This window comes from Vibrio sp. 10N.286.52.F8 (assembly GCF_041468745.1).
Taxonomy (GTDB): Bacteria; Pseudomonadota; Gammaproteobacteria; order Enterobacterales; family Vibrionaceae; genus Vibrio; species Vibrio crassostreae_C.
In genome coordinates this window covers 14220-35160 of sequence record NZ_JBFRJF010000015.1, presented here as the reverse complement: position 1 = coordinate 35160, position 20941 = coordinate 14220, and the positions used below count along the sequence as shown (strand labels likewise).

The window sequence follows — 20941 nt, the reverse complement described above, 5'->3', positions numbered from 1 at the left end:
ACTGGAGCAACAACTTGACGGTGTTCTACCTCTTCAGGGATCTGTTCACCAAACTCAATCTGAGTAATAGTTTCAAAATCGGAAAGCAGAACCGAGAGTTCAATGATGTTCTTAAGCTCGCGCACGTTACCGGGGTAGGTGTAAGCGAGCAGTTGGTTTCTCACATTAGCACTCAATCCTGGTGATTGAGGCAACCCTAACATCGTCGTGGTTTGCTGCACAAAGTGCTCAGCAAGTGGGATAATGTCCGCTTGTCTGGATCTCAGAGGTGGTAAGGTGATGGGAAATACGTTCAAGCGATAGAATAAATCGGCCCTAAAGCCTCCGTCTTTAATCTGTTGCATTAAGTTACAGTGTGTCGCAGCAATGACTCTAACATCCACTTCAATCTCTCTGCTGGCGCCTACAGGGCGAACTTTACGTTCTTGTAGCACACGCAACAGTTTAGCTTGAAGTAACATTGGCATATCGCCAATTTCATCTAGGAATAGGGTTCCGCCATTTGCTGCTTCAAATAAGCCAACTTTGTCCTTGTCTGCGCCGGTAAATGAGCCCTTTCTGTGCCCGAAAAGTTCAGATTCCAGAAGTTGTTCAGGAATTGCGGCACAGTTCTGAACGATTAATGCTTGGTCAGAACGATTCGAGTTTTCGTGAATGTATTTTGCAATGACTTCTTTACCCGCACCCGTCTCGCCTCTAAGTAAGACGTCGACAGGCAAAGAGAGTACCTTATCAAGTCGGCTCAATACATTGACCATCTCTTCACTTTCAGCGATCGGGCCTTGATAGGTTTTCTTTGTCCGCTTTTTTAGCTGAGTATTTTCACGAACCAAAGCTTGGTTATCGGCGCTTAAACTCTTAATCACTTGTCCATATTGCTCTAACCAAATGGCATGGCGAATATTACTTGCTGCCATTCGGCAAAACTCGGTAAGTGCGGTTTCGTTATCGATTACGCTTAAATCGAGCAAAACCAACAATCCAATGGTTTTGCCCTCATCATCAATCAATGGCCAAGCAAGTAAGTTATTGCTTTTTAGACCTAACGTTTGCTCGGTTTGATAGATACCTTCGCAGTCATAACCATTGTAAGTGTATAGCTCATTGATCAAGACAACTTCGCCGTTACGTACGGCGAAGTTGAATGGGTCAGCTTCACTTACTGTGTCTAACTGCAGTGGTTCCCAAGGATGTGAGGCGATGACTTTTTCATGGTGATGTGCAGTACTTGGAATCAAGGCTTGACCGGTTTGGTCAAGCACGTAAATGATGCCATGTTTCGCGAAAGTCATTTGCCTTGCTGCTGTGAGAACGGCATCCAAAGTTTGAGCTAACTGGCTGCGATCAGCCAGAGATTGGCTGATCGCAAGTAGGGCGTTACTAAGCTCACTATGGTTAGCTGAACGCATAGGTTAGAGTTCCTTGCTCGTCCACAGAAACGTCAATTTGAGTATGTGAATCATCCTTGTCATTCACCAGTAGTTGAGTCGAAAGCTGCGGCAATAGTTGACGGTTAATAACGGCATCAATATTTCGAGCTCCCGTCTCTGCAAGGCGGCAGTTGCCTAATACGAATTCTACTAAGTTATCACCATAGCAAAGTGCCAGTTTGTGGTGGCTTTGCAGGCGCTCAGACACTTTCTTCAGTTTATGATGGATGATATCAGTCATTGCTGCGTCTGAAAGTGGAAGGAATGGCAACACGGACATACGAGCCAACAAGGCTGGCTTGAAGTGTTGATTCAACGTTGGGCGAATGGCTTCAGCGACGATATTGGCATCAATGTCTTTCGCTTGGTGAACCAAAGACTCAATCTCATGTGTCGCGAGGTTACTCGTCATGATGATGAGCGTATTTTTGAAGTCGATGGTACGACCTTCGCCATCATTCAGTGTGCCTTTGTCGAAAACTTGATAGAACAGGTTGAGTACTTCTGGGTCTGCTTTTTCAACTTCATCTAAAAGAACAACAGAGTAAGGGCGCTGACGTACTGCTTCGGTTAGCATACCGCCTTCGCCAAAACCAACATAGCCAGGAGGAGAACCAATAAGGCGAGACACAGTGTGTTTCTCTTGGAACTCAGACATGTTGATGGTCGTCATGAAACGTTCACCACCAAACATTTGATCGGCGATAGCGCGAGCTGTTTCTGTTTTACCTACACCACTTGGGCCAACCAATAAGAAAACGCCCGTTGGTGCATCTGGGTTGCCCAATCCTGCTTTTGCGGTTTGAATACCTTCAGCAAGCGCATCAATGGCAAACTCTTGACCTTTAATGTTTTGAATTAGATTTTGCTTCAAGTTTAAGGTCGCTTGCGACTCATCTTGAAGCATCTTACCCATAGGAATGCCTGTCCAATCAGAAATAACATGACTAATCTCGTCTGGACCTACTTCATAGTGAACGAGCGGATTGGTACCGCGCACGTTATCTAAACGTTCGTTACAAGATTGAATAGCTTCGCGAGTCTGCTCTTCAGAATATTCATGACAATTTGGTTTGTCACTTGTTAGTGCGTCATCATCTTGAAGCGTATTGTCAGCTATAGGAGCGCTGTCTTCTTCAGTCGAAGGAGTAGTAAGGCTATAAAGATGACTACGCAGTTCTATGATCTCTTGAATAAGAGATTGCTCTTTTTTCCATTGAACCTGAAGGGTAGCTTGTTCTTCTGTGGCCTTTTCAATCTTCTCTTTTAGCTCAGGAATTAAAGCGGCACTGTGTTTGTCACCAGTTTGCTGAAGTTGGTCACGTTCTAGAGCTTCGAGCTCGCGATTCGCAGCGGCAATTTCTTGATGTAATGTTTCAACAGGTGCCGGTGTTGCATTAAGGCTAATATTGACGCGAGCACAAGCCGTATCTAACACGTCGATTGCTTTATCTGGCAGTTGACGTCCAGTGATGTAACGATCAGCTAAGTTTGCTGCGGCAGTGATTGCGTCGTCACGTACGTATACGTTATGTGACTTTTCATAGGCTGGTCTTAAGCCTCGGATGATCAATGCTGCTTGAGTAGCCGACGGCTCATCAAGTTTTACCAGTTGGAAACGGCGCGCCAGAGCTGGATCTTTTTCGAAATATTTTTTGTATTCAGACCATGTGGTGGCAGCAATTGTTTTTACTTCACCACGTGCTAGAGCGGGTTTAAGTAGGTTGGCAGCATCGCTGCCTCCAGCTTGATTGCCTCCCCCAACTAGCGTGTGAGCTTCATCTATAAATAAAATGATTGGAGTCGGTGAATTCTTCACTTCATCTAGTACTGCGTTAAGGCGTTTTTCAAACTCTCCCTTAACACTTGCCCCCGCTTGAAGTAAGCCCATGTCTAGGCCGTATAGTTCAACACCTTTGAGGCAGTCTGGCACATCTCCTTCGGTAATTTTTAATGCAAGACCCTCTACCACCGCTGTTTTACCAACTCCCGGCTCACCTACGGCGATTGGGTTATTTTTTCTGCGTCGCGCCAATATGTCGATTATTTGTCTGATTTCTTGATCACGGCAGAATACTGGGTCGATCTCGCCCTTTCTTGCTTTGCCGGTAAAGTCGGTGGTGAATTTACTTAATGCCGAACCATCTTCACGTGCGTCGGTTTTTTCTGATGTCGTTGCTAAAGATTCTAGAGAGTTTGTTGTGAGTTCAGAAAAGTTACGCTTTAAGGTATCTGGGTTTACACCGTCTAAGATTGAAGCGTAGCCGTGCTGACCATAGCGTAGTGGGTTACTCACGAGTGTAAGAAGTAGGGCGCCAGAGCGAATCTGAGTTTCGGATAGATCTAAAGATGAGACCAACCAACTTTCTTGAAGCCATTCGATTAAAAGCGAAGAAAAAACGGGCTTGCTGCCGTTGCCTGTTGTGTTGGTATCTAAAGTCGAACGAATGGATTGCCTTAAAATGGTCTCTGAGCAATCGAAATGACTTAATAAGATATCAAAATCACTATTTGGCCTTTCTAATAAGCTTAATAGATAGTGTTCAATTTGCACTTCATTGGCTTTTTCCGATACGGCTAATGCAGCGGCATCCTCTAAAGCGACTTTTACAATAGGGTGCAGACGTTGTATTAAAGAGGAAAGGTTTATATTTATCATTTTAGTTCTATTAGTTATGTATATGGGATGCAGCAATTATACTAAAATTGATAACTGGTTTTTTATTCGGTGATGAATTTACTATTGTTTATTGGTTACTTTTATTGTTTGTTTTGGCTTTTTATCTGACTAATATTTAAAATCCCGTTCAAAATAATAAATAGTCTAGGCGTTATGATTTAATTACTAGTTTTTTTGACTTTATTTCTAATCTTCGAGATAGTTATTTTGCCTTTGTTTTTTAAATTCAATTTATTAGTATCCACGTTCAATAAATCGTTTTTCTAAACAACAAATTGTTGTTAAATATAATATTTATAACGGATAATTTATTGTAACTATCTGTATTTATTGGTTTTATAAAGTTGGCATGATGTTTGTATTAGCTTAATCAGTCGCGGTGATAAGCGATTTGGTGAATTAATGAATTATAAATTTTAAAAAGGAAATATCGATGCCAACTCCAGCATATATGTCTATCAATGGTGAAACTCAAGGTCACATTACTAAAGATACTTACTCTGCAGATTCTGTAGGTAACACTTGGCAAGAAGCTCACGTTGATGAGTTCCTAGTTCAAGAACTTGATCACGTACTAACAGTTCCACGTGACCCACAAAGTGGTCAGCCAACAGGTCAACGTGTTCACCGTCCGGTAGTAGTAACTAAAGTACAAGACCGTTGTTCACCTCTGTTATTCAACGCATTAGTGTCTGGCGAAAAGCTTCCTGAGTGTGTAATCCGTTTTTACCGTACTTCAGTACAAGGTAAGCAAGAGCACTACTACTCAATCAAGTTAATTGATGCACTACTAGTAGATATTCAAACTCGTATGAATCACTGTCAAGACGCTGCAACTTCAGATCGTGTAACTGAAGAAGTACTTAAGCTGACTTACCGTGCAATCGAAGTAACTCACGAGAACTGTGGTACTGCTGGTAACGATGACTGGCGTGCTCCACGCGAAGCTTAATCGCTTTTCGTGAAAAACAAAGGGTCAACAACTGCTGTTGGCCCTATTTCTATTATTAGTATCAGGTAAAAGATATGGTGAATGACGTAGAATTTAAGTTTGAACTGCAAGGCTCTGAGCATGATTTTCGTGTGGAGAGCTTTCAGGTAATCGAAGAGCTTTCAAAGCCTTTTCAAATCAGCCTATCATTACTTTCACTTGATCCTGATATCTCATTTGATGCACTCATCCGTAAACCAGGTAGCTTGACTCTATATGGTCAAGGTGTCAGTTCAGCGAGATGCTTTCACGGCGTAGTTAATGAAGTTCGTTACCTTGGATCGGGTAGGAGATTCTCCCGTTACCAACTGACTCTTGTTCCGCAAGCTTGGTTTTTGAGCCAAAGACAAGACTGCCGCATTTTTCAACAAAAATCAGCGTCGGCGATCATCTCTGAAGTTTTAGATGATGCGTCAGTAACTGATTATCGATTAGAACTGTCAGGTGTCTATCCTTCAAAAGAATACGTGCTCCAATATCGAGAGACAGACCTAGAGTTTGTTCAACGAATTTTGGCAGAGCATGGTATGTGGTACTACTTTGAGCATACAGAAGCTAACCACACAATGGTTATTGTCGACAGTAATGATGCAATAACTGAGTTATTGAGCTCACCACTTAACGGATCTTATCTAGGCCCTATTGTTTATCATGCGGATGGTGGTGGTGTTGCAGACCGCGAGCATATCTCTGACCTTGAACTCGTGAATCGAGTGAAAACCGGCCACGTTACTTACACTGACTATAACTACGAGTTTCCGAAGATCCCTCAAGAAATGAGCAGCTCCGGTGAACTCGATTTAGATTTGAAATTGTTCGATTTCCCAGGGCGTTACGTTGATCCAATGATGGGTCAAGTAAGATCAAATGAATGGATGTCTGAATATGTTGTTGATAATCAGCAAGTGGAGGCGACCAGTAATGTCATGAGGCTGGCGTCTGGATACAGTTTTAGTATCAGTGAGCATCCACGTTCAGCAATCAACCGTGATTATCTCATGTTATCGGTAATGCATAGTGGCCATGACCCTCAGGTTCATGAAGATGAAACTAATGGTCTGCCAACTACATATCACAATCAGTTTGCGTGCATTCCTAGGAATGTTGAGTTTAGAGCTCCAAAACTTGAGGCTCCTTTGGTTGAAGGTACACAAACAGCGGTCGTTGTGGGGCCTGCAGGCGAAGAAATCTATACTGATAAGCTTGGACGAATCAAAGTTCAGTTCCATTGGGACCGTTATGGCGAGAGCGATGAGCATTCCAGTTGTTGGATTCGAGTGAGTCAATCAATGGCAGCACCGACTTGGGGGGCGGTATACCTACCTCGCATCGGTCATGAGGTGGTTGTTACCTTCCTAGAGGGAGACCCTGATAGGCCTTTAGTTACTGGTGCAGTTTATAACGGACTTCATTATCCTCCTTATTCGTTACCAGAGAACAAAACGCGTACAACTTTCAGAACTCAAACGCATAAAGGGACAGGCTATAACGAGTTGAGCTTTGAAGACGAAGCTAACCAAGAAGAAGTCTACATTCATGCGCAAAAGGACATGTCGACTAAGGTTTTGAATAACCGCTACCGCGACATAGGCCAAGATGAGTTTTTAAAGGTTGCACGCCATCAGACAAATGATGTTCACGGTGATCACAAAGAGACCATTGACGGACACAAGGCCACCCAAGTTAACAGCACGTTTACTGAAACTGTCGAACAAGATGTATCCGTTACTTACAACGCTAATGAAACTCAATATGTTAAGAACAACTCTGACTTAGAAATTGGAGACAATCAAATTACCAAGATTGGTAAGAATGATGATTTGGATGTTGGTGAAAACAGTAATTTAACGGTAGGTGCATCAAAAAGTTCTGATATAGGGGCCGATGATAACCAGACGGTTGGTGGCAACTTAACGGTCTCTGTTAAAGGAAACACTTCATACAAAGCCGATGGCGCGACGCAGGTCATAAGCGGTGACAAGATAGTACTGAAGACGGGTGGGTCTTCATTAGTGATGAATAGTGACGGTTCTATCAAGTTATCAGGTTCCTCAATAACCATCGAAGGAAGCGATAAAGTTGTAATCAAAGGTGGAAACGTGGCGATCAATTAATGATGGAAAAACAAACCCCAATTATACAAACCATCACCGAACAGCAAGCCGAATCAACGGCTTGCTTTTCGCGTTTTGGAACAATTGTATCGATTAACGAAACTAAGAGTGGTGTTCGCGTCGATTTCGAAGGAAACCCGTTGCAGCAGCCAATTAATGCGAGGTTGGGGAGAGGGTTTAAATTAGCTGAGTTGCAACTTGCTATTGATAACAACCTTTCATGTCGTATCGAGTTTCTTAATAACGACTTTAACCTTCCTTTAGTCACAGATATCTTTTTCTCCATTGTTGATGACTCGGATGAGTTTGTACTGAGAGCCAAGAAAATGGTTATTGAAACGGAACAAGAGTTAATTGTGAGAAGTGGCGAAACAGAGACTCGTTACAGCGGCCGTGATGGCCGAATTACCACCAAAGCCAAATATGTGACTTCTCAAGCTGAGAAGGCTCAAAAAATTCAAGGCGGCACCATAGCGATCAATTGATCGTGTTACTAGATTGGATTCACGGATGCGTCAAAAAATAGGTATAGATCAACTAAACCAGCCGATTACTAATGAAGACTTGGAACTCGCCATCACTAATGCGGAAAGTACGCTCACTTTATTGGACGAGCTTCCTATCAAATGGCTGGATATGTGTAATGAAAAGCTGTCACTGGCTTCGGAGACACTTGGTTTCTTGTTAAAGCAACGCTTACAAGTACATAAAAGGGGATACCCAAGCGTTAAACTGGAGTATTTAGCGCTGGCTGAGCGTCAGATTGAAGACCTAAAAAATGTTTATTTGTCTTTCTATCGATTGGCTCCGGGATTGATTCATCAATTAAAGCAGAGCGAACCAACCATTTATGCTTGGCTCATGTTGAATTCTGAGATTGGACAAGAGCAAGAAAACCTACTTTGTGGTTTATCGATACTTGATGATTTGGATTACCAAACCGCAAAATTGCTAGTTGTTCAGTCATCATTATCAGGTATCGACTCTGTGGTAATCGAAATGGTTGAAGGTGGTTGTAAACTGCCCGTGCTTTACTTGGAGTGCCTACAGTTACGCCAAACTGTCACAGTTGGTCTGCTAAAACGTTGGCTTAAAGACAAGCGGTTTTCTGAGCATAAAACACATTTATTTTTATCGTTACAAAACGATGCAGAAAGCGTTGTCTGGTTAGCTGAAAACTCAAATGGCAGTCAGAACCTGTTTGAGCGATTACTTACGAAAGAGGATAGAGGGACATGGTTTCGTCAGGAATTTGGTACCTCAATCGATAGTGTATCTGATCCCGAAGTGGTCACTTTTGCCAAACTTTTGGAGCTCAAAGAGTTTGAGAGCTTTAATCTGAGTAGTGTACAGGCTCCGTTCGATTTTGTATTACACGGTCTGAATGAACATGTTCCGAAAATAGTTGAATTAGTATCAAGCCTTGACGAGTTCGAAGGTGAGGATTGGATCCAAGCGCTTTACATTGTCTATGGGAAACGTTTACCAGTGACACCAAAAAATTTGGGGATAGACTTTGAGTGGCACGAAATACTCGAAAAGCTAAAAGAATGGGTCGAAATTGGCGCCTACAGACAAGCGTCACCGGGTCGATTGGGACAAACTTTGACTCTAGAAACCAGTATCCAAGCCATGTTCGATACTCAAGTCAGTGCTGCTTTTAGGGTTTGGATTTGGCGTCAGGTTTGCCTCCATACTCGCTCATACATCCCTTGGGATATGGCTATGCCAGTTCATCAACAAGAGTGGAATATCACGCGACTAACCCAGAATTCAACAGCCTCAGAAAGGTTTAATCTAAGGAATAATAATGCAGTTGTGGGATATTGAGAACCATCCAGAACTTTCAATCAAAGGCCGTTTTCAACGGGATCATAATGGAAATGAGGTGTGGATTGTCGTTGGAAAACGTTCATGGCAACTCGTAGGTTCTGTTTGGAAGGAGCAAGAAGAGGCAGAGATCTATGACGATCCTGTCTACCTGGGTGAAGCAGGGCTTTCCGCGATGAAAGCTGACCAAGAGTTCTCAGTTGTTAAAACCAACACAGATGTACTGATTTTCGGTAAGGCCCGAAGCTACGCGAAAAAGGCAGTTACGTACCATGAGTGTCGGCTTTTGATTGATGGCCATATCGACAAAACCATATCGGTACTTGGTGATAGGCAATGGATTGAGCACGGAGGTAGCGTAACGCTAAGTAAACCACTCCCATTTGTGGAAAAAGAGATCGACTTCTCCTGTGCTATCGGAGGCGATTTAAGAAACCGGCTCGGCGGAGGTATTGCTGATACTAAAGGGGAACTATTGAAACAGAAGGTTCCTTCGGTTTTTTATCCTACGGAAGATTGGAGTGCGACACCCAAGAATACACGGGTTGCTGGATTTGGCCCGTTAGCCCCATTTTTTGGGGCTCGTCAGCAATATGCTGGCACTTTTGATGACGATTGGCTAGAGAATAGGAAACCTCTTTATCCCGTAGACTTTGACCAGCGTTTTTATCAGAGTGCGCCACTAGACCAACAATGCAAAGGCTTCATATCTGGCGGTGAACGATTGATGATGAGTGGCTTTTGCCATAATGATGCACTCTCTTTCCGTTTCCCCAAAGAGATGTATGTAGCAGAAGCTCAATTTAAAAATGCCAACTATCAAGTAGATATGCCTATTTCTACGGTTTTCATTGATACAGAGGCTCGCATACTTTCAATCAGTTACAGCGCTGCCTTTCCATGTCAAGGCGAGGAGCATCTTTTAGTGTCAACGAAGATCCATAAAAAACAGGAGTTGTCGGATAATGAATAACAATTCAGCACGATTCGTTATTGGTATGGAAGCCATGACACCAACGGGCATGAATCTTGATATTGCCACAACAGTTGCCAAAGCGGATTTGGGAAGGTTCGATCAGCAAGTGGCCGGTGATGGGATAGAAAGATTCACGTACGCTAGTATTGAATACATTTCCAGTACATCATTGTTTGACAAGTGTTCGGTGCTTATTGAGAGCTTGATCGACTCTCTTTTAAAGCAGTTACCTACATCATTAAAGCCTATTCCGTTACTCGTCAATGTACCGGGCTCTATTTCTGCTGTGGAGATGAGTCAGTGGTTAAGTGAATGTAAGCATTGTGATTCAATATCACGTTATGAAGTGGTTCAACAAAGTGGACCATCATACTTGACCACATCATTGGCTAAGTTGAACCAATTCGATGCAATAATGAGTATCTCAGTAGATTCACTTGTTGATGATCTCAGTGACTTAATCGAAGCTGGAGATGTCATGAGTTCAACTAATCCATGGGGCATAATACCGAGTGAGGGCGGGGCGGGTTTACTGTTATGTCGGAATAACTTGGTGCAAACGTTAAAGCTTAAACCCAAAGCAAAGTTAGGTTATTTCGAAGTAGAACCTGCAAATACAACGCGAAGGTCAGTAATGAAGCTCGTCAGGAATGCGAGTCGCAATATCAAGAGTTTTGGGCCTGTATTCTCTGATATGACTAATCTGAGGTCTCATACTGAAGATTATGGGTTCGCGTTAGGTGCACGCGCCGAATGTTTTGATAACCCACAGCAGCCCACTTTAATTAATGATTTATGGGGTACATTGGGTAGTTGTTCTGCATTGGCATTAATGGCCTGCACTATCCAAGAGGTAACGCATAATAGCCCTGTAACCCTGTTAATGTTTGATGTTAAAGGAGAAAGGGCGTTGCTCCAACTCACTTGTATGAAACAGACCTGACTGCATAGCCGTGATACGAAACGCTTATATTATAATCATTATCACACGACAATTATCTGAAAGGCGATTCAGTAGACAAAGTTAGTCTTAGCGTTTATTTAGATCCACCTTATTCATCAAGCCGCTTTAGTTGCTGCACCGCTCTATTTCTAAATTTGTAACACCTCTATTTCTAAATTTGTAACACCTTGATGAAACTGATGTGTATTTTTATCATCGTAATTAAGTATAGCGTTGTACATTCCAATGACGAACTCAAGCTTAGGAGCGGGGCTTGATGGTTTTATGATAAGTGAGCAGTATTTCAGTGCTTTACCATACTCACTTGATATCGAACTATTCCTAATTTCTATTTGGTGAATCCACTTCCCAAACACCTATTCCAATTATAGAGATAATCAATATTATTTCTGAGCATTACTCAGATAAACGAACAATTCGTTTTTATTAGAATGAACTAAAAATGTGACTCAGTTAACAATGTATGTTTAGTTCGTTATTTACGTGGATAAGTACCCTAATTTTTAGCCAAAAATAGTTAGTTAAAGCGTTTGTCGTAATGTTCGGTTGTTTAGTAATAATAACTGAATTAATAGTCTTACCGATGGTTTTAAATACTGCTATTGAAAAGGGTATTGGACAGTAATTATTATCTAGCATTAATTTATTTCGTTTGATAAAGAGTTTAGCGTGCCAGAAAAGCAAGGGACAGCCAAAGGTTATCTAGATAAGTTGGTTGTGAAAGCGATCGAAAAGAAAAATCAGCAAGCTCAGAATATGGCTAATAAAAATAAGCCCAAGCTAGAGTATGTGATTTTCTCCCAATTTGACGTGTTAGATACATTACCTTCAAAAAATGGCAAAACGACTGTTTATCACCTGGCCAAGAAAGGGAACCCTGAAAAACAGGTTTGCTGTAAGGTTCTAAATGAAGGTTCATCTGAACTTGCGAATGAATTAATCATTAATGAAGCCAGTCGTCTTGAGATGTCTCAACATCCGAGTGTTGCTGATTTCATTAAAATAGGCAAAGAGTTCGATCGACCATACTTTATGTATCAGTGGATTCAGGGAGAATCTTTGGCTGAAAAAATGGCTCGTCATACTCCTAAAGGTTTTAGGCATGACCATATTGCGTGGCTGATATATCAATTGTCTGGTGCGCTTGAGTTTATGCACACGAGAGGTGTCTGCCATTTAGATATTAAACCTTCAAACATTATTGTTACAGAGTCCGATTATGTAAAGTTGATCGACTTTGGTGCTGCTCGTTATGTTGGTGAATCTAATACTTACGCTGAAGCAAGCATGAGCTATGCGTCTCCTGCGTTTATAAAGTCTGGCGTGGCTCAACCTCAAGATGACGTCTATTCATTGGCGTTATTAACTGGGCATCTATTTCTTGGAGCTGCATTTGGCGATGCTTGGACAACTCAATTACAAGCAAAAAAACGACCAGGTTTAATCCCTAACCATGTATGGAAGTTAATTAAAGATGTTGTCAACAACCCTCGACAGCACAGGTATACAGCGACTTCGTTTGCGCAGCAACTAGCCAAGATCGATACCCAAAAATTTGGTGCTGATGTAAGTGCTCCCTTATTTAGTAGTTTACGGAATGCTGATCTCGTTCTAACCAAACATCGAACTATTGACAGAATTCAAAGTGGTCGGCTTCGATACTTAGAAGCGAGTTTGGTTCTGTGTGTCGTGATTATCACTGGTACATATTTATATAACCAAGGTCAGCCTGAATGGAAATCGATTGTTAAATCGACCAACAGTTCGAGTAGCCTTGTGAGCACTATTAAACCTGCACAAACCGCGTCTTTTTTAGCACAGTCTCCATGGGATATTGAATTCGCGTTACAAGATATGGAAAAAGATGTCGTCTCGACAGCTCCTTACCGAGAAGCTTATGAAGTCCAACAGAGCAAATTAGCTAAGTTGTATAAAAACTATGAATCGGACTTGAATGAATATGAAGGGGCGGTCGATCTACTTCCTAAAACTCTGATGTCGATCCGGCATGATCTCGTTGTTTTGCGAGAAAAACTGAACAGTGACGGCTCTCTATTTCCTTATGCAGATAAAGCGCTGACGGAAACGATGGCAAGTCTGAATAAGGCGACCATCAATTCACAAAATATTGCCGCCTTTGGTGGGAATCAAGAACAGCGTTTAGTCGAACTCATCTTAGATGGGAAATCAGATGTTGCAGACAGTGATATTGAAACTGCTTGGAAAGTAAACCAGTCAAGAGCCTATTTTTATAGTCATGTATTACCACGCAAAGTGCTCAGCGGAATAGATGCCTCGATAGAGAAAAATGCAAAGCAGCATTATTACACCAAAGCAATTCTTGAGGCAGAAGCTGCGCAATCATTTTTTGGTAACACGCCAAAATTGAAAGCTAAAGTAAGAGCTCTAAAAGTAGCAAGAAGCGAATTTATTTTGTTCAGTACTGTAACTGAACAATCAGTATTTGGTCGACAGAAACTTCACGACTCGTTAGCTGATCTAGAGACTAATGCCCCTAAGAAATTCAGCGAAATAACGGAAATTCTTAATAGCATGGCAAGTGATTCTATAGACAAAAGTCATCAACTATCTAAACCAGCGCGAGGTGCTATAGCAATCGAGCGAGCAATTAGAAATTACAATTCTGAAAGCAGAGGTTAACTTGAGTCTGATCGATACTGAAACGCTATTAGCACCAATATCTGAACACTCACCAACTGGTGTGGATGCTAGGTACGAGTTTTGCTATGAAATGATGGAAGCCGAAGTGAAAAAATTTGGTTCATTATTTGGTGAGACTGTTGACTGGCATATAGTAAAAGTCCATTCGATTGAAGTGCTAAGTCAGCATAGTAAGGATCTTAAAGCGCTTTGTTATCTGATCCGTTCTTTGGTAGAGGACAAAGGCGAGATAGGGCTTGAGGAAGGATTATCTTTGCTCAATGACTCAATCAGTCGTTTTGGTCATGAGTTATACCCTAAACGTAAAAGAGGTAGAGATGGGGCTGTTGAGTGGCTCAATCATCAATTCAAACTCGTCGCGACTAAATTGTCTGCAGAATCCCTTGACTGGGAAGTTCTATCTCGATGTATCACACTAACTGAAGGTATCCAGCGTCAGTTTGACGAGATATTTCAAGACTCTGATGTAGACTTTTTCGAATTAAAAAGTCATTTGAATCAACTAATGCAGAACGCATCTTTAAATGAAGAAACGTTGGTTGAACACAGTTTGGCTGATTCCGAACCGCTCATTGATGTTGTTGCACTGTCCGAGAAAGCGATCGTTCCACAAAGCCACGAAGCTGACAGTCCGAAGACGCACACCACGCCTAATCAGAAACGAAGTAAACCTCGAGAGCACAGCACTGTAGACGTTGACACAGATTTTTCATCTCCGGCTGCATCAAAGCGTACGTTAAAAAAAGTGTCTGAGATCATGGTGCATTCAAATCCGACTGAACCTTTAGGATATCGGATTTACCGTCACCTGACATGGGCCGACGTTGATGGTTTACCTGATCACAAAGACAATCTAACGCCTCTTAGCCTCGCTGTGTCATCAGACCAGCAGGCGGAATATCGAGATAAAGCAAATCAAGAAAGTGATATCGATACGATCAAGCGTTTAGAGCGAACACTTACTGATGCGCCATTTTGGCTGACTGGGCATTATTTCGTTTATTCAATGTTAGACAATCTTGGGTATGACGAAGCTGCGTTGGCTGTAAAGCAAGAAACAAAGAGATTTGTCGATTCTTTTGAGGGAATTGAGAACCTCTCTTTCAAAAATTCTATTCCATTTGCGGATGAAGCAACGATTACTTGGTTGTCTACAGGTAACGCTTGTCCTTCGGGTAAGTCGTCAATAATTCAAACTATTGTTGTAGCTGAAGATGATCTATCTGAGATGGAGGATATTGCCCTAGGTGACTTGGGTAAATATGTGGCTGAACTGTCAAACAAACTCGAGTTGGATAACTCCGGTCGTGGACAATTCATGTTGCACTTAAAGTTAGTGAAAGCCTACCAAAGTGTTGGTTTATACCCTTTGTGCTTGCCTTACTTGGAACAAAGTTGGGCGGTGGCTAAGGAACTAAATCTATCAATTTGGGAACCCCATTTGTTTTTTTCTTTAGAAAATCTAATTCAAAAAACTCTAAAGGAACTATATCGAACTAAGGATTTTTTACCTGTGAGATATAGCGAATGGGAAACAATTTATGACCAGCAATAAACTAGAAAGGACTAATTATGTCACGTGATGGCTCGGTGGCTCCGAAAGAGCGAATTAATATACGTTATGTTCCAGCAACAGGCGATGCGTCTGATGATGTTGAACTGCCCCTAAGTATGATGGTTGTCGGTGACTTCACTGCTCGTGCAGATGAAACTCCGATCGAAGAGCGTAATCCGATTAATATCGATAAAGATAACTTTAACGAAGTATTAGAAGGTTACGCACCGAATATCAAAGCAAATGTTGAAAACCGTCTTTCTGATGAAGAAGGTGCGCAAATTGGCGTTGATATTACATTCAAAAATATGAAGGACTTTACTCCAGAGTCGATTGCGAAGAGCGTTCCTGAGCTGAATGGTTTACTAGAACTTCGTGAAGCCTTGGTTGCATTGAAAGGCCCTCTAGGGAATGTACCTGCTTTCCGTAAGAAGATTGCAGCAGTTCTTCAAGATGAAGAAGCAAGAAAGAAACTTTTGGATGAACTAAGCATTGGTGCAGACCAAGGCGAAAAAGCAGAGTAAGGAAGATCATGTCGGCAGAAGCACAAGCACCAGAACAAGAAGCAGCTCTAGTTGAGTCAGGCTCTCTTCTGGATAGCATTTTAAATGAGACTCGCATTAAACCTAGTGATGAGGGTTTTGACGTTGCAAAGCGTGGCGTTGAAGCATTCATTGGTGAGTTATTAAGCAGCTCAACAGTAGAAAAAGTAGACCAGTCTTTAGTTGATTTGATGATCTCTGAGATTGATCAAAAGTTGTCTAAACAGGTTGATGCAATTCTTCACAACGAAGAAGTTCAAGCGATTGAATCAACATGGCGTGGTCTTAAATATCTTGTTGATCACACGGACTTCCGTGAAAACATTCAAATCGAACTTATTTCGGCTAAGAAAGACGAAGTTCTGGATGATTTTGAAGATGCTCCTGAAGTAGTGAAATCAGGTTTATATAAGCAGATTTATACTCGTGAATACGGTCAATTTGGTGGTAAGCCTGTAGGTGCCGTTATTTGTGATTACCAACTATCTGCGTCTTCGCCTGATATTAAACTAATGGAATATATGGGTAATGTAGGTGCTATGTCTCATGCACCATTTATTACTTCTGCATCTTCTCAATTCTTTGGTTTAGATTCTTATGAAGAATTACCAAACTTAAAAGACTTAAAGTCGGTATTTGAAGGTCCTCAGTATACTAAGTGGCGCGGATTCCGTGAGCACGAGGACGCACGTTATGTGGGGCTTTGTACATCACGTTTTATGCTGCGTACGCCATACTCAGTTGAAGACAACCCAATTAAGGCGTTTGACTACGATGAAATGGTTACGGACAGCCATGACAATTACCTTTGGGGTAACTCAGCTTATGCTATGGCTTCAAAGATCAGTGAGTCGTTTGCAAAATATCGCTGGTGTCCAAACATTATTGGCCCGCAAAGTGGCGGTGCGGTAACCGATTTACCGGTTTATAACTTTGAAGCGATGGGTCAGATCGAAACTAAGATCCCAACCGAAATTCTGGTTTCTGACCGCCGTGAGTATGAACTTGCAGAAGAAGGCTTTATGGCTTTAACAATGCGTAAAGGTTCTGATAACGCAGCGTTCTTCTCGGCAAACTCAGTTCAAAAACCAAAAGTGTTTGCGAATACACCTGAAGGCAAGCAAGCTGAGATGAACTACAAGTTGGGTACTCAGCTACCTTACATGTTCATTATTAACCGCTTAGCTCATTACATTAAAGTACTTCAACGTGAGCAAATTGGTTCTTGGAAAGAGCGTACCGATTTGGAAGTTGAGCTAAATAAATGGATCCGTCAATACGTATCTGACCAAGAGAACCCGCCAGCAGAAGTTCGTGGTCGTCGACCGTTACGAGCGGCTAAAGTCGAAGTGTCTGACGTTGAGGGTGACCCAGGTTGGTATAAAGTATCGATGTCTGTTCGTCCTCACTTCAAGTACATGGGCGCGAGCTTTGACTTATCTTTGGTTGGTAAGCTAGACCAATAATAAGTTTGGAAATAAATAAGCGGCCAGGTTTACTGGCTGCTTTTTTTCTTAGAGTGTTATATGGAAAAAGGTTACCGATTATTAGAACGAATTGAACTTGGTGAGCCGAAAAATTGTTATGAAAAAGTGGTTTCACATAGGCATTTAATTGAATCCATTCATCTGCACCTTGCTGATTTGCTTAATACTCATGCGGGTAATTCAATGATCGATCGGGAATATGGCTTACCTGATTTCAATGATGTTCTATCGAACAACACCAATTTAGTTCGTCACATCCAAAAGAACATCACTTCCACAATAGAAAGCTTCGAACCTCGGCTACGAAGTGTTGAAGTACATTATCGAGAAAATCACAACAACCCTCTTCAATTAGGCTTTGGCATATGCGGAGAAGTCTTACACAACGGTGGAAAAGTTCCGATGTCTATCGATGTCTATATGGGAACTGACGGCCAATTTAACGTTTAGTAGGTGCCCATTGAGTAACAGTAAATACTTTCAAGATGAACTCACATATCTACGAGAATCCGGCAGCGAATTTGCCAAGTACAATCCAAAACTGACCAACTTTTTGTCTGAAGGAACATTCGATCCTGATGTAGAACGTCTTCTTGAAGGTTTTGCGTTTCTTACTGGCCGTATTAGAGAAAAGATTGATGATGAACTCCCAGAGCTCACTCAGTCGTTAATGACGCTGTTGTGGCCACATTACATGCGCTCGATTCCTTCGTTATGCATTAGCGAACTAACGCCACACTCCGGAAGTGTCACTGAAAAAACAGTGGTAAAGCGCGGGGCTGAGATGGCTAGTGAACAAGTGGAAGGTACGCAATGTTTATTCAGAACCTGCTATGACGTAGAGCTTTTCCCCTTAAAAATCACAAGCATTGACCAAAGCAACAGTCGAACAAGCTCATCTGTTGATGTGACACTTGCGACTGAACATGGGCTAGAGTTATCTCGTATCGGGTTAGATAAATTAAGGTTTCATTTACATGGTGAGATCCATATAACTAGAATTCTTTTCTTATGGATATTTAGATACTTAGACTACGTCGAGTTAGACGTGGGCGGTGGGTATAAACGTAAACTTGGACCTGAATTTGTTAAACCGGTTGGGTACCAAGACGACGAAGCGATACTGCCATATAGCGACAATTCATTTGCAGGTTATCGTTTGTTGCAAGAATATTTTTCTTTACCAGACAAATTTATGTTTTTTGATATTACGGGTCTCGATTGGCTAAAAGGGATACCACAAAGAAGTACCGTGAACCTTAAATTCCATTTTAAGAGAGCATTACCTGCCGAAGTTGTCCTGAAAGATAAGCACTTAAGGTTACATTGCACGCCAGCTGTGAACCTATTCGAAAAAGATGGTGATCCAATTCGGCTTGAACATCGCCGAAATGAGTATAAAGTTCGGCCACAGAGTGACAACCAGGATCACTACGAAGTTTATTCAATAAACCAAGTAGAAAGTTGGAGCAAAAATGAAAGGCGACGAAAATCTCTTATTGAATTTGAGTCCTTTGAACACCAAATAAATCAAAGAGATAAACGTGATTTCTACAAGTCAAAAGTTTCAGAGCGAGTGAGTGGAAGAGGGCTTGAGCGTTATATATCTTTTCATACCCACAATGGGGATATTGCAGACCTAGGAACCGAAACGGTTTTGATGAAGTTATTGTGCAGTAATGCAGATTTGTCTGAAAGATTGTCTGTAGGAGACATCATATATACCACACATAAATCTCCAACTTACGCCACGTTTAGTAATATTACTAAACCTACGCAATCTGTTAGCCCGCAAGTGAATGGCGAACTCCAATGGCAACTGATTGCTAATATGTCATTGAATTATCTATCGCTCTCTAATATTGATGTACTCAAGGTTTTACTGTCTACATATGACTTCCATTCTAGAGTGGATAGGCAGGCTCATAGGGCTTCGTTGCACAGGCTTGACGGCATTATCTCATCAGAAATGAAACCTATCGATAGAGTGTTTAGAGGGGTATCCGTTCGTGGTAATCAATTTAAGCTTAAGATGAACTCTAGTTTTTTTGTCAATGAAGGGGACATGTTTTTGATGGCAAATGTATTGAATGAGTTCATACGCTTATATTCAAGTGTTAACTCATTTACAGAGTTAGAAGTCTACGATGAACGCAGTGGCGAAAGCTACCAATGGGCAAGTTTAACTGGACAGCAAACAATCTTATGATTGATGAATTATCAGAAAAAATAAACGAATTTAGCTTTTTTCAAGCAGTTTTGTTGTTAGAGAAGCACTACCAACTATTACCGGGCAGTGATTTTGTAGCGGTTGGTGAAAACAAATATTTTTATCAAGAGAGAATTGCGTTTAGTGTCTCACCAAACCTCTGTTTCCCCAAAAGTGATATGGAATTCATCAGTCATATGGAAAGGTCTGGTGAGCACTATTCGAGAATTGAAACTAACTTTTTAGGATTACACGGTTCAAGTTCACCTTTGCCCGCGAACTATACAGAAAAATTAGTAGGTAGAGATGATGATGATAATCCAGTTAGAGACTTCTTTGATTTCTTTCATAATAGATATACCAGTTTAATCTATCGTGTTTGGAAAAAGTACCGTTATCATGTTCAGTATCAAAGCGATGCAACAGATGACTTTTCTGGGCGTATGCTGCACCTAGCAGGGTTGTCTAATGTTATTCAAGAGTCTGATACGATCGGGCTTGATCGTGCAAAGATTTTGTCTTACGTCAATCAGCTATCTACCAGGACACGCTCTCCGAAACTGATTTCTGGCATTGTTGCGCACTATTTTTCATTACCAAGTGTTCGAATCGAAGAGTGGGTCTTTCGAAGAGTAAAAATTGCCGAATGCCAAAGGAATCAATTAAATAGAACGAATTGTATTTTGGGTTCAAATTTACATTTAGGTAAGAGCATCCCAGATCTAAACGGTAAGTTTAATCTTTGTATTGATAACATTGATTTCGAGACGTTCCGAAAGTTCTCCTATGGAGGAGATTTCCATAAAACTTTAGTGGGGTTGATGCGTTTTATTCTTCGTGACCCCATGTCTTGGGATTTAAAGCTAACCGTTGATTTAGACTCAGTTCCAAAGAACCAACTCGGTCAAGGTGATGGGACGAGTTTGGGGCAAACTTTTTGGTTGGGTCAAGCAGGTACGAAAGATGCGAAGATTAGAGTAATTGGAGGCATTTAAAAAAGCCGCTCATAAGAGCGGCTTTATTTTTAACGACTGATTGGCTGGTGTAGCACTACTGTTGTATTGAGAGAGCGAATGCCATTGAAAGACTCTATCTCATTACATAAATGGTGTATTGATTGCAGATCAGGAGCTTCAATCAAAGAAATAATGTCGTAGGTCCCCCCAACAATGCTTGTAAGTCTGACTTCAGGTAGTTCTTTTAATGCATTACTTACATCATTTTTCTTACCTTTTTCACAAGAAATTAGCAAATAACTGGCCGCTTTTCTCCCGTCATTTTCTACTCTTATTTGTGCCGTATACCCTTTGATAATACCGGTTTTTTCAAGTCTGTTGATGCGTTCAGCGACTGCTGTTCGCGACAAGCCGATGTTGCGAGAAAGATTAGCAATCGATTCTCGCCCATTGGAGAGTAGATTCGAAAGAATTTTACGATCTAGTTTGTCTAAGCCTTGTAAACTAATGTTGGACATCATGTGT

15 protein-coding genes and 1 pseudogene are annotated in these 20941 nt (G+C 41.5%); 13 read left to right on the top strand and 3 right to left on the bottom strand.

Features of this window, described 5'->3' with window-relative positions; translation table 11 throughout:
- Nucleotides 1–28: 28 nt before the first annotated feature.
- A pseudogene (locus AB4133_RS09220) lies at nucleotides 29–1409 on the bottom strand (sigma 54-interacting transcriptional regulator); the annotation flags it as partial.
- Nucleotides 1396–4089: a type VI secretion system ATPase TssH gene (gene tssH / locus AB4133_RS09215; RefSeq protein ID WP_372110359.1), complete on the bottom strand. Its 2694-nt coding sequence runs from the start codon at nucleotides 4087–4089 to the stop codon at nucleotides 1396–1398. The gene tssH and the pseudogene AB4133_RS09220, both read right to left, overlap by 14 nt.
- 454 nt (nucleotides 4090–4543) lie before the next feature.
- Between tssH and AB4133_RS09210 the strand changes: the two genes are divergently transcribed.
- The 13 genes from AB4133_RS09210 to tssG all read left to right on the top strand — a co-directional run bounded on the left by AB4133_RS09210 (nucleotide 4544) and on the right by tssG (nucleotide 20455).
- On the top strand, nucleotides 4544–5062 hold the full coding sequence (locus AB4133_RS09210; RefSeq protein ID WP_012600867.1) for an Hcp family type VI secretion system effector: 519 nt from the start codon (nucleotides 4544–4546) through the stop codon (nucleotides 5060–5062).
- Nucleotides 5063–5136: 74 nt separating this feature from the next.
- Nucleotides 5137–7215, top strand: a complete 2079-nt coding sequence (tssI, locus tag AB4133_RS09205) for a type VI secretion system tip protein TssI/VgrG (protein WP_372224256.1) — start codon at nucleotides 5137–5139, stop codon at nucleotides 7213–7215.
- Nucleotides 7215–7700, top strand: a complete 486-nt coding sequence (locus AB4133_RS09200) for a hypothetical protein (RefSeq protein ID WP_102333578.1) — start codon at nucleotides 7215–7217, stop codon at nucleotides 7698–7700. The genes tssI and AB4133_RS09200 overlap by 1 nt, the downstream gene beginning before the upstream one ends.
- Before the next feature lie 25 nt (nucleotides 7701–7725).
- On the top strand, nucleotides 7726–9045 hold the full coding sequence (locus AB4133_RS09195) for a hypothetical protein (RefSeq protein WP_372101379.1): 1320 nt from the start codon (nucleotides 7726–7728) through the stop codon (nucleotides 9043–9045).
- The gene (locus AB4133_RS09190) at nucleotides 9026–10018 is read left to right on the top strand and encodes a DUF2169 domain-containing protein (RefSeq protein WP_099167566.1); all 993 of its coding nucleotides are present in this window, start codon (nucleotides 9026–9028) and stop codon (nucleotides 10016–10018) included. Before AB4133_RS09195 ends, AB4133_RS09190 begins: the two co-directional genes overlap by 20 nt.
- Nucleotides 10011–10964, top strand: a complete 954-nt coding sequence (locus AB4133_RS09185; protein WP_102361670.1) for a hypothetical protein — start codon at nucleotides 10011–10013, stop codon at nucleotides 10962–10964. The genes AB4133_RS09190 and AB4133_RS09185 overlap by 8 nt, the downstream gene beginning before the upstream one ends.
- 690 nt (nucleotides 10965–11654) lie before the next feature.
- A complete protein-coding gene (locus AB4133_RS09180) occupies nucleotides 11655–13646 on the top strand; it encodes a serine/threonine protein kinase (RefSeq protein WP_371722020.1) in 1992 nt (663 codons plus the stop codon).
- A 1-nt stretch (nucleotide 13647) separates the two neighbouring features.
- Entirely contained in the window at nucleotides 13648–15222 is a 1575-nt protein-coding gene (tssA, locus tag AB4133_RS09175; protein ID WP_372224255.1) for a type VI secretion system protein TssA, read from the top strand.
- A gap of 17 nt (nucleotides 15223–15239) precedes the next feature.
- On the top strand, nucleotides 15240–15746 hold the full coding sequence (gene tssB, locus AB4133_RS09170) for a type VI secretion system contractile sheath small subunit (protein WP_017064520.1): 507 nt from the start codon (nucleotides 15240–15242) through the stop codon (nucleotides 15744–15746).
- An 8-nt stretch (nucleotides 15747–15754) separates the two neighbouring features.
- Nucleotides 15755–17230: a type VI secretion system contractile sheath large subunit gene (tssC, locus tag AB4133_RS09165; protein ID WP_017067544.1), complete on the top strand. Its 1476-nt coding sequence runs from the start codon at nucleotides 15755–15757 to the stop codon at nucleotides 17228–17230.
- A 60-nt stretch (nucleotides 17231–17290) separates the two neighbouring features.
- Nucleotides 17291–17701 carry a type VI secretion system baseplate subunit TssE gene (tssE, locus tag AB4133_RS09160; protein ID WP_017064522.1) on the top strand — a complete coding sequence of 137 codons (411 nt, stop codon included), beginning with the start codon at nucleotides 17291–17293 and terminating at the stop codon, nucleotides 17699–17701.
- Nucleotides 17702–17711: 10 nt separating this feature from the next.
- Nucleotides 17712–19460 (top strand): type VI secretion system baseplate subunit TssF, encoded by a 1749-nt coding sequence (gene tssF / locus AB4133_RS09155; RefSeq protein WP_017064523.1) that lies wholly within the window; start codon nucleotides 17712–17714, stop codon nucleotides 19458–19460.
- Complete coding sequence (tssG, locus tag AB4133_RS09150) at nucleotides 19457–20455, top strand: type VI secretion system baseplate subunit TssG (protein WP_029235222.1); 999 nt, start codon at nucleotides 19457–19459, stop codon at nucleotides 20453–20455. The genes tssF and tssG overlap by 4 nt, the downstream gene beginning before the upstream one ends.
- A gap of 29 nt (nucleotides 20456–20484) precedes the next feature.
- Here tssG and AB4133_RS09145 read toward each other — a convergent pair whose 3' ends face one another.
- On the bottom strand, nucleotides 20485–20937 hold the full coding sequence (locus tag AB4133_RS09145; protein WP_017062578.1) for an Lrp/AsnC family transcriptional regulator: 453 nt from the start codon (nucleotides 20935–20937) through the stop codon (nucleotides 20485–20487).
- Between the last annotated feature and the right edge of the window lie 4 nt (nucleotides 20938–20941).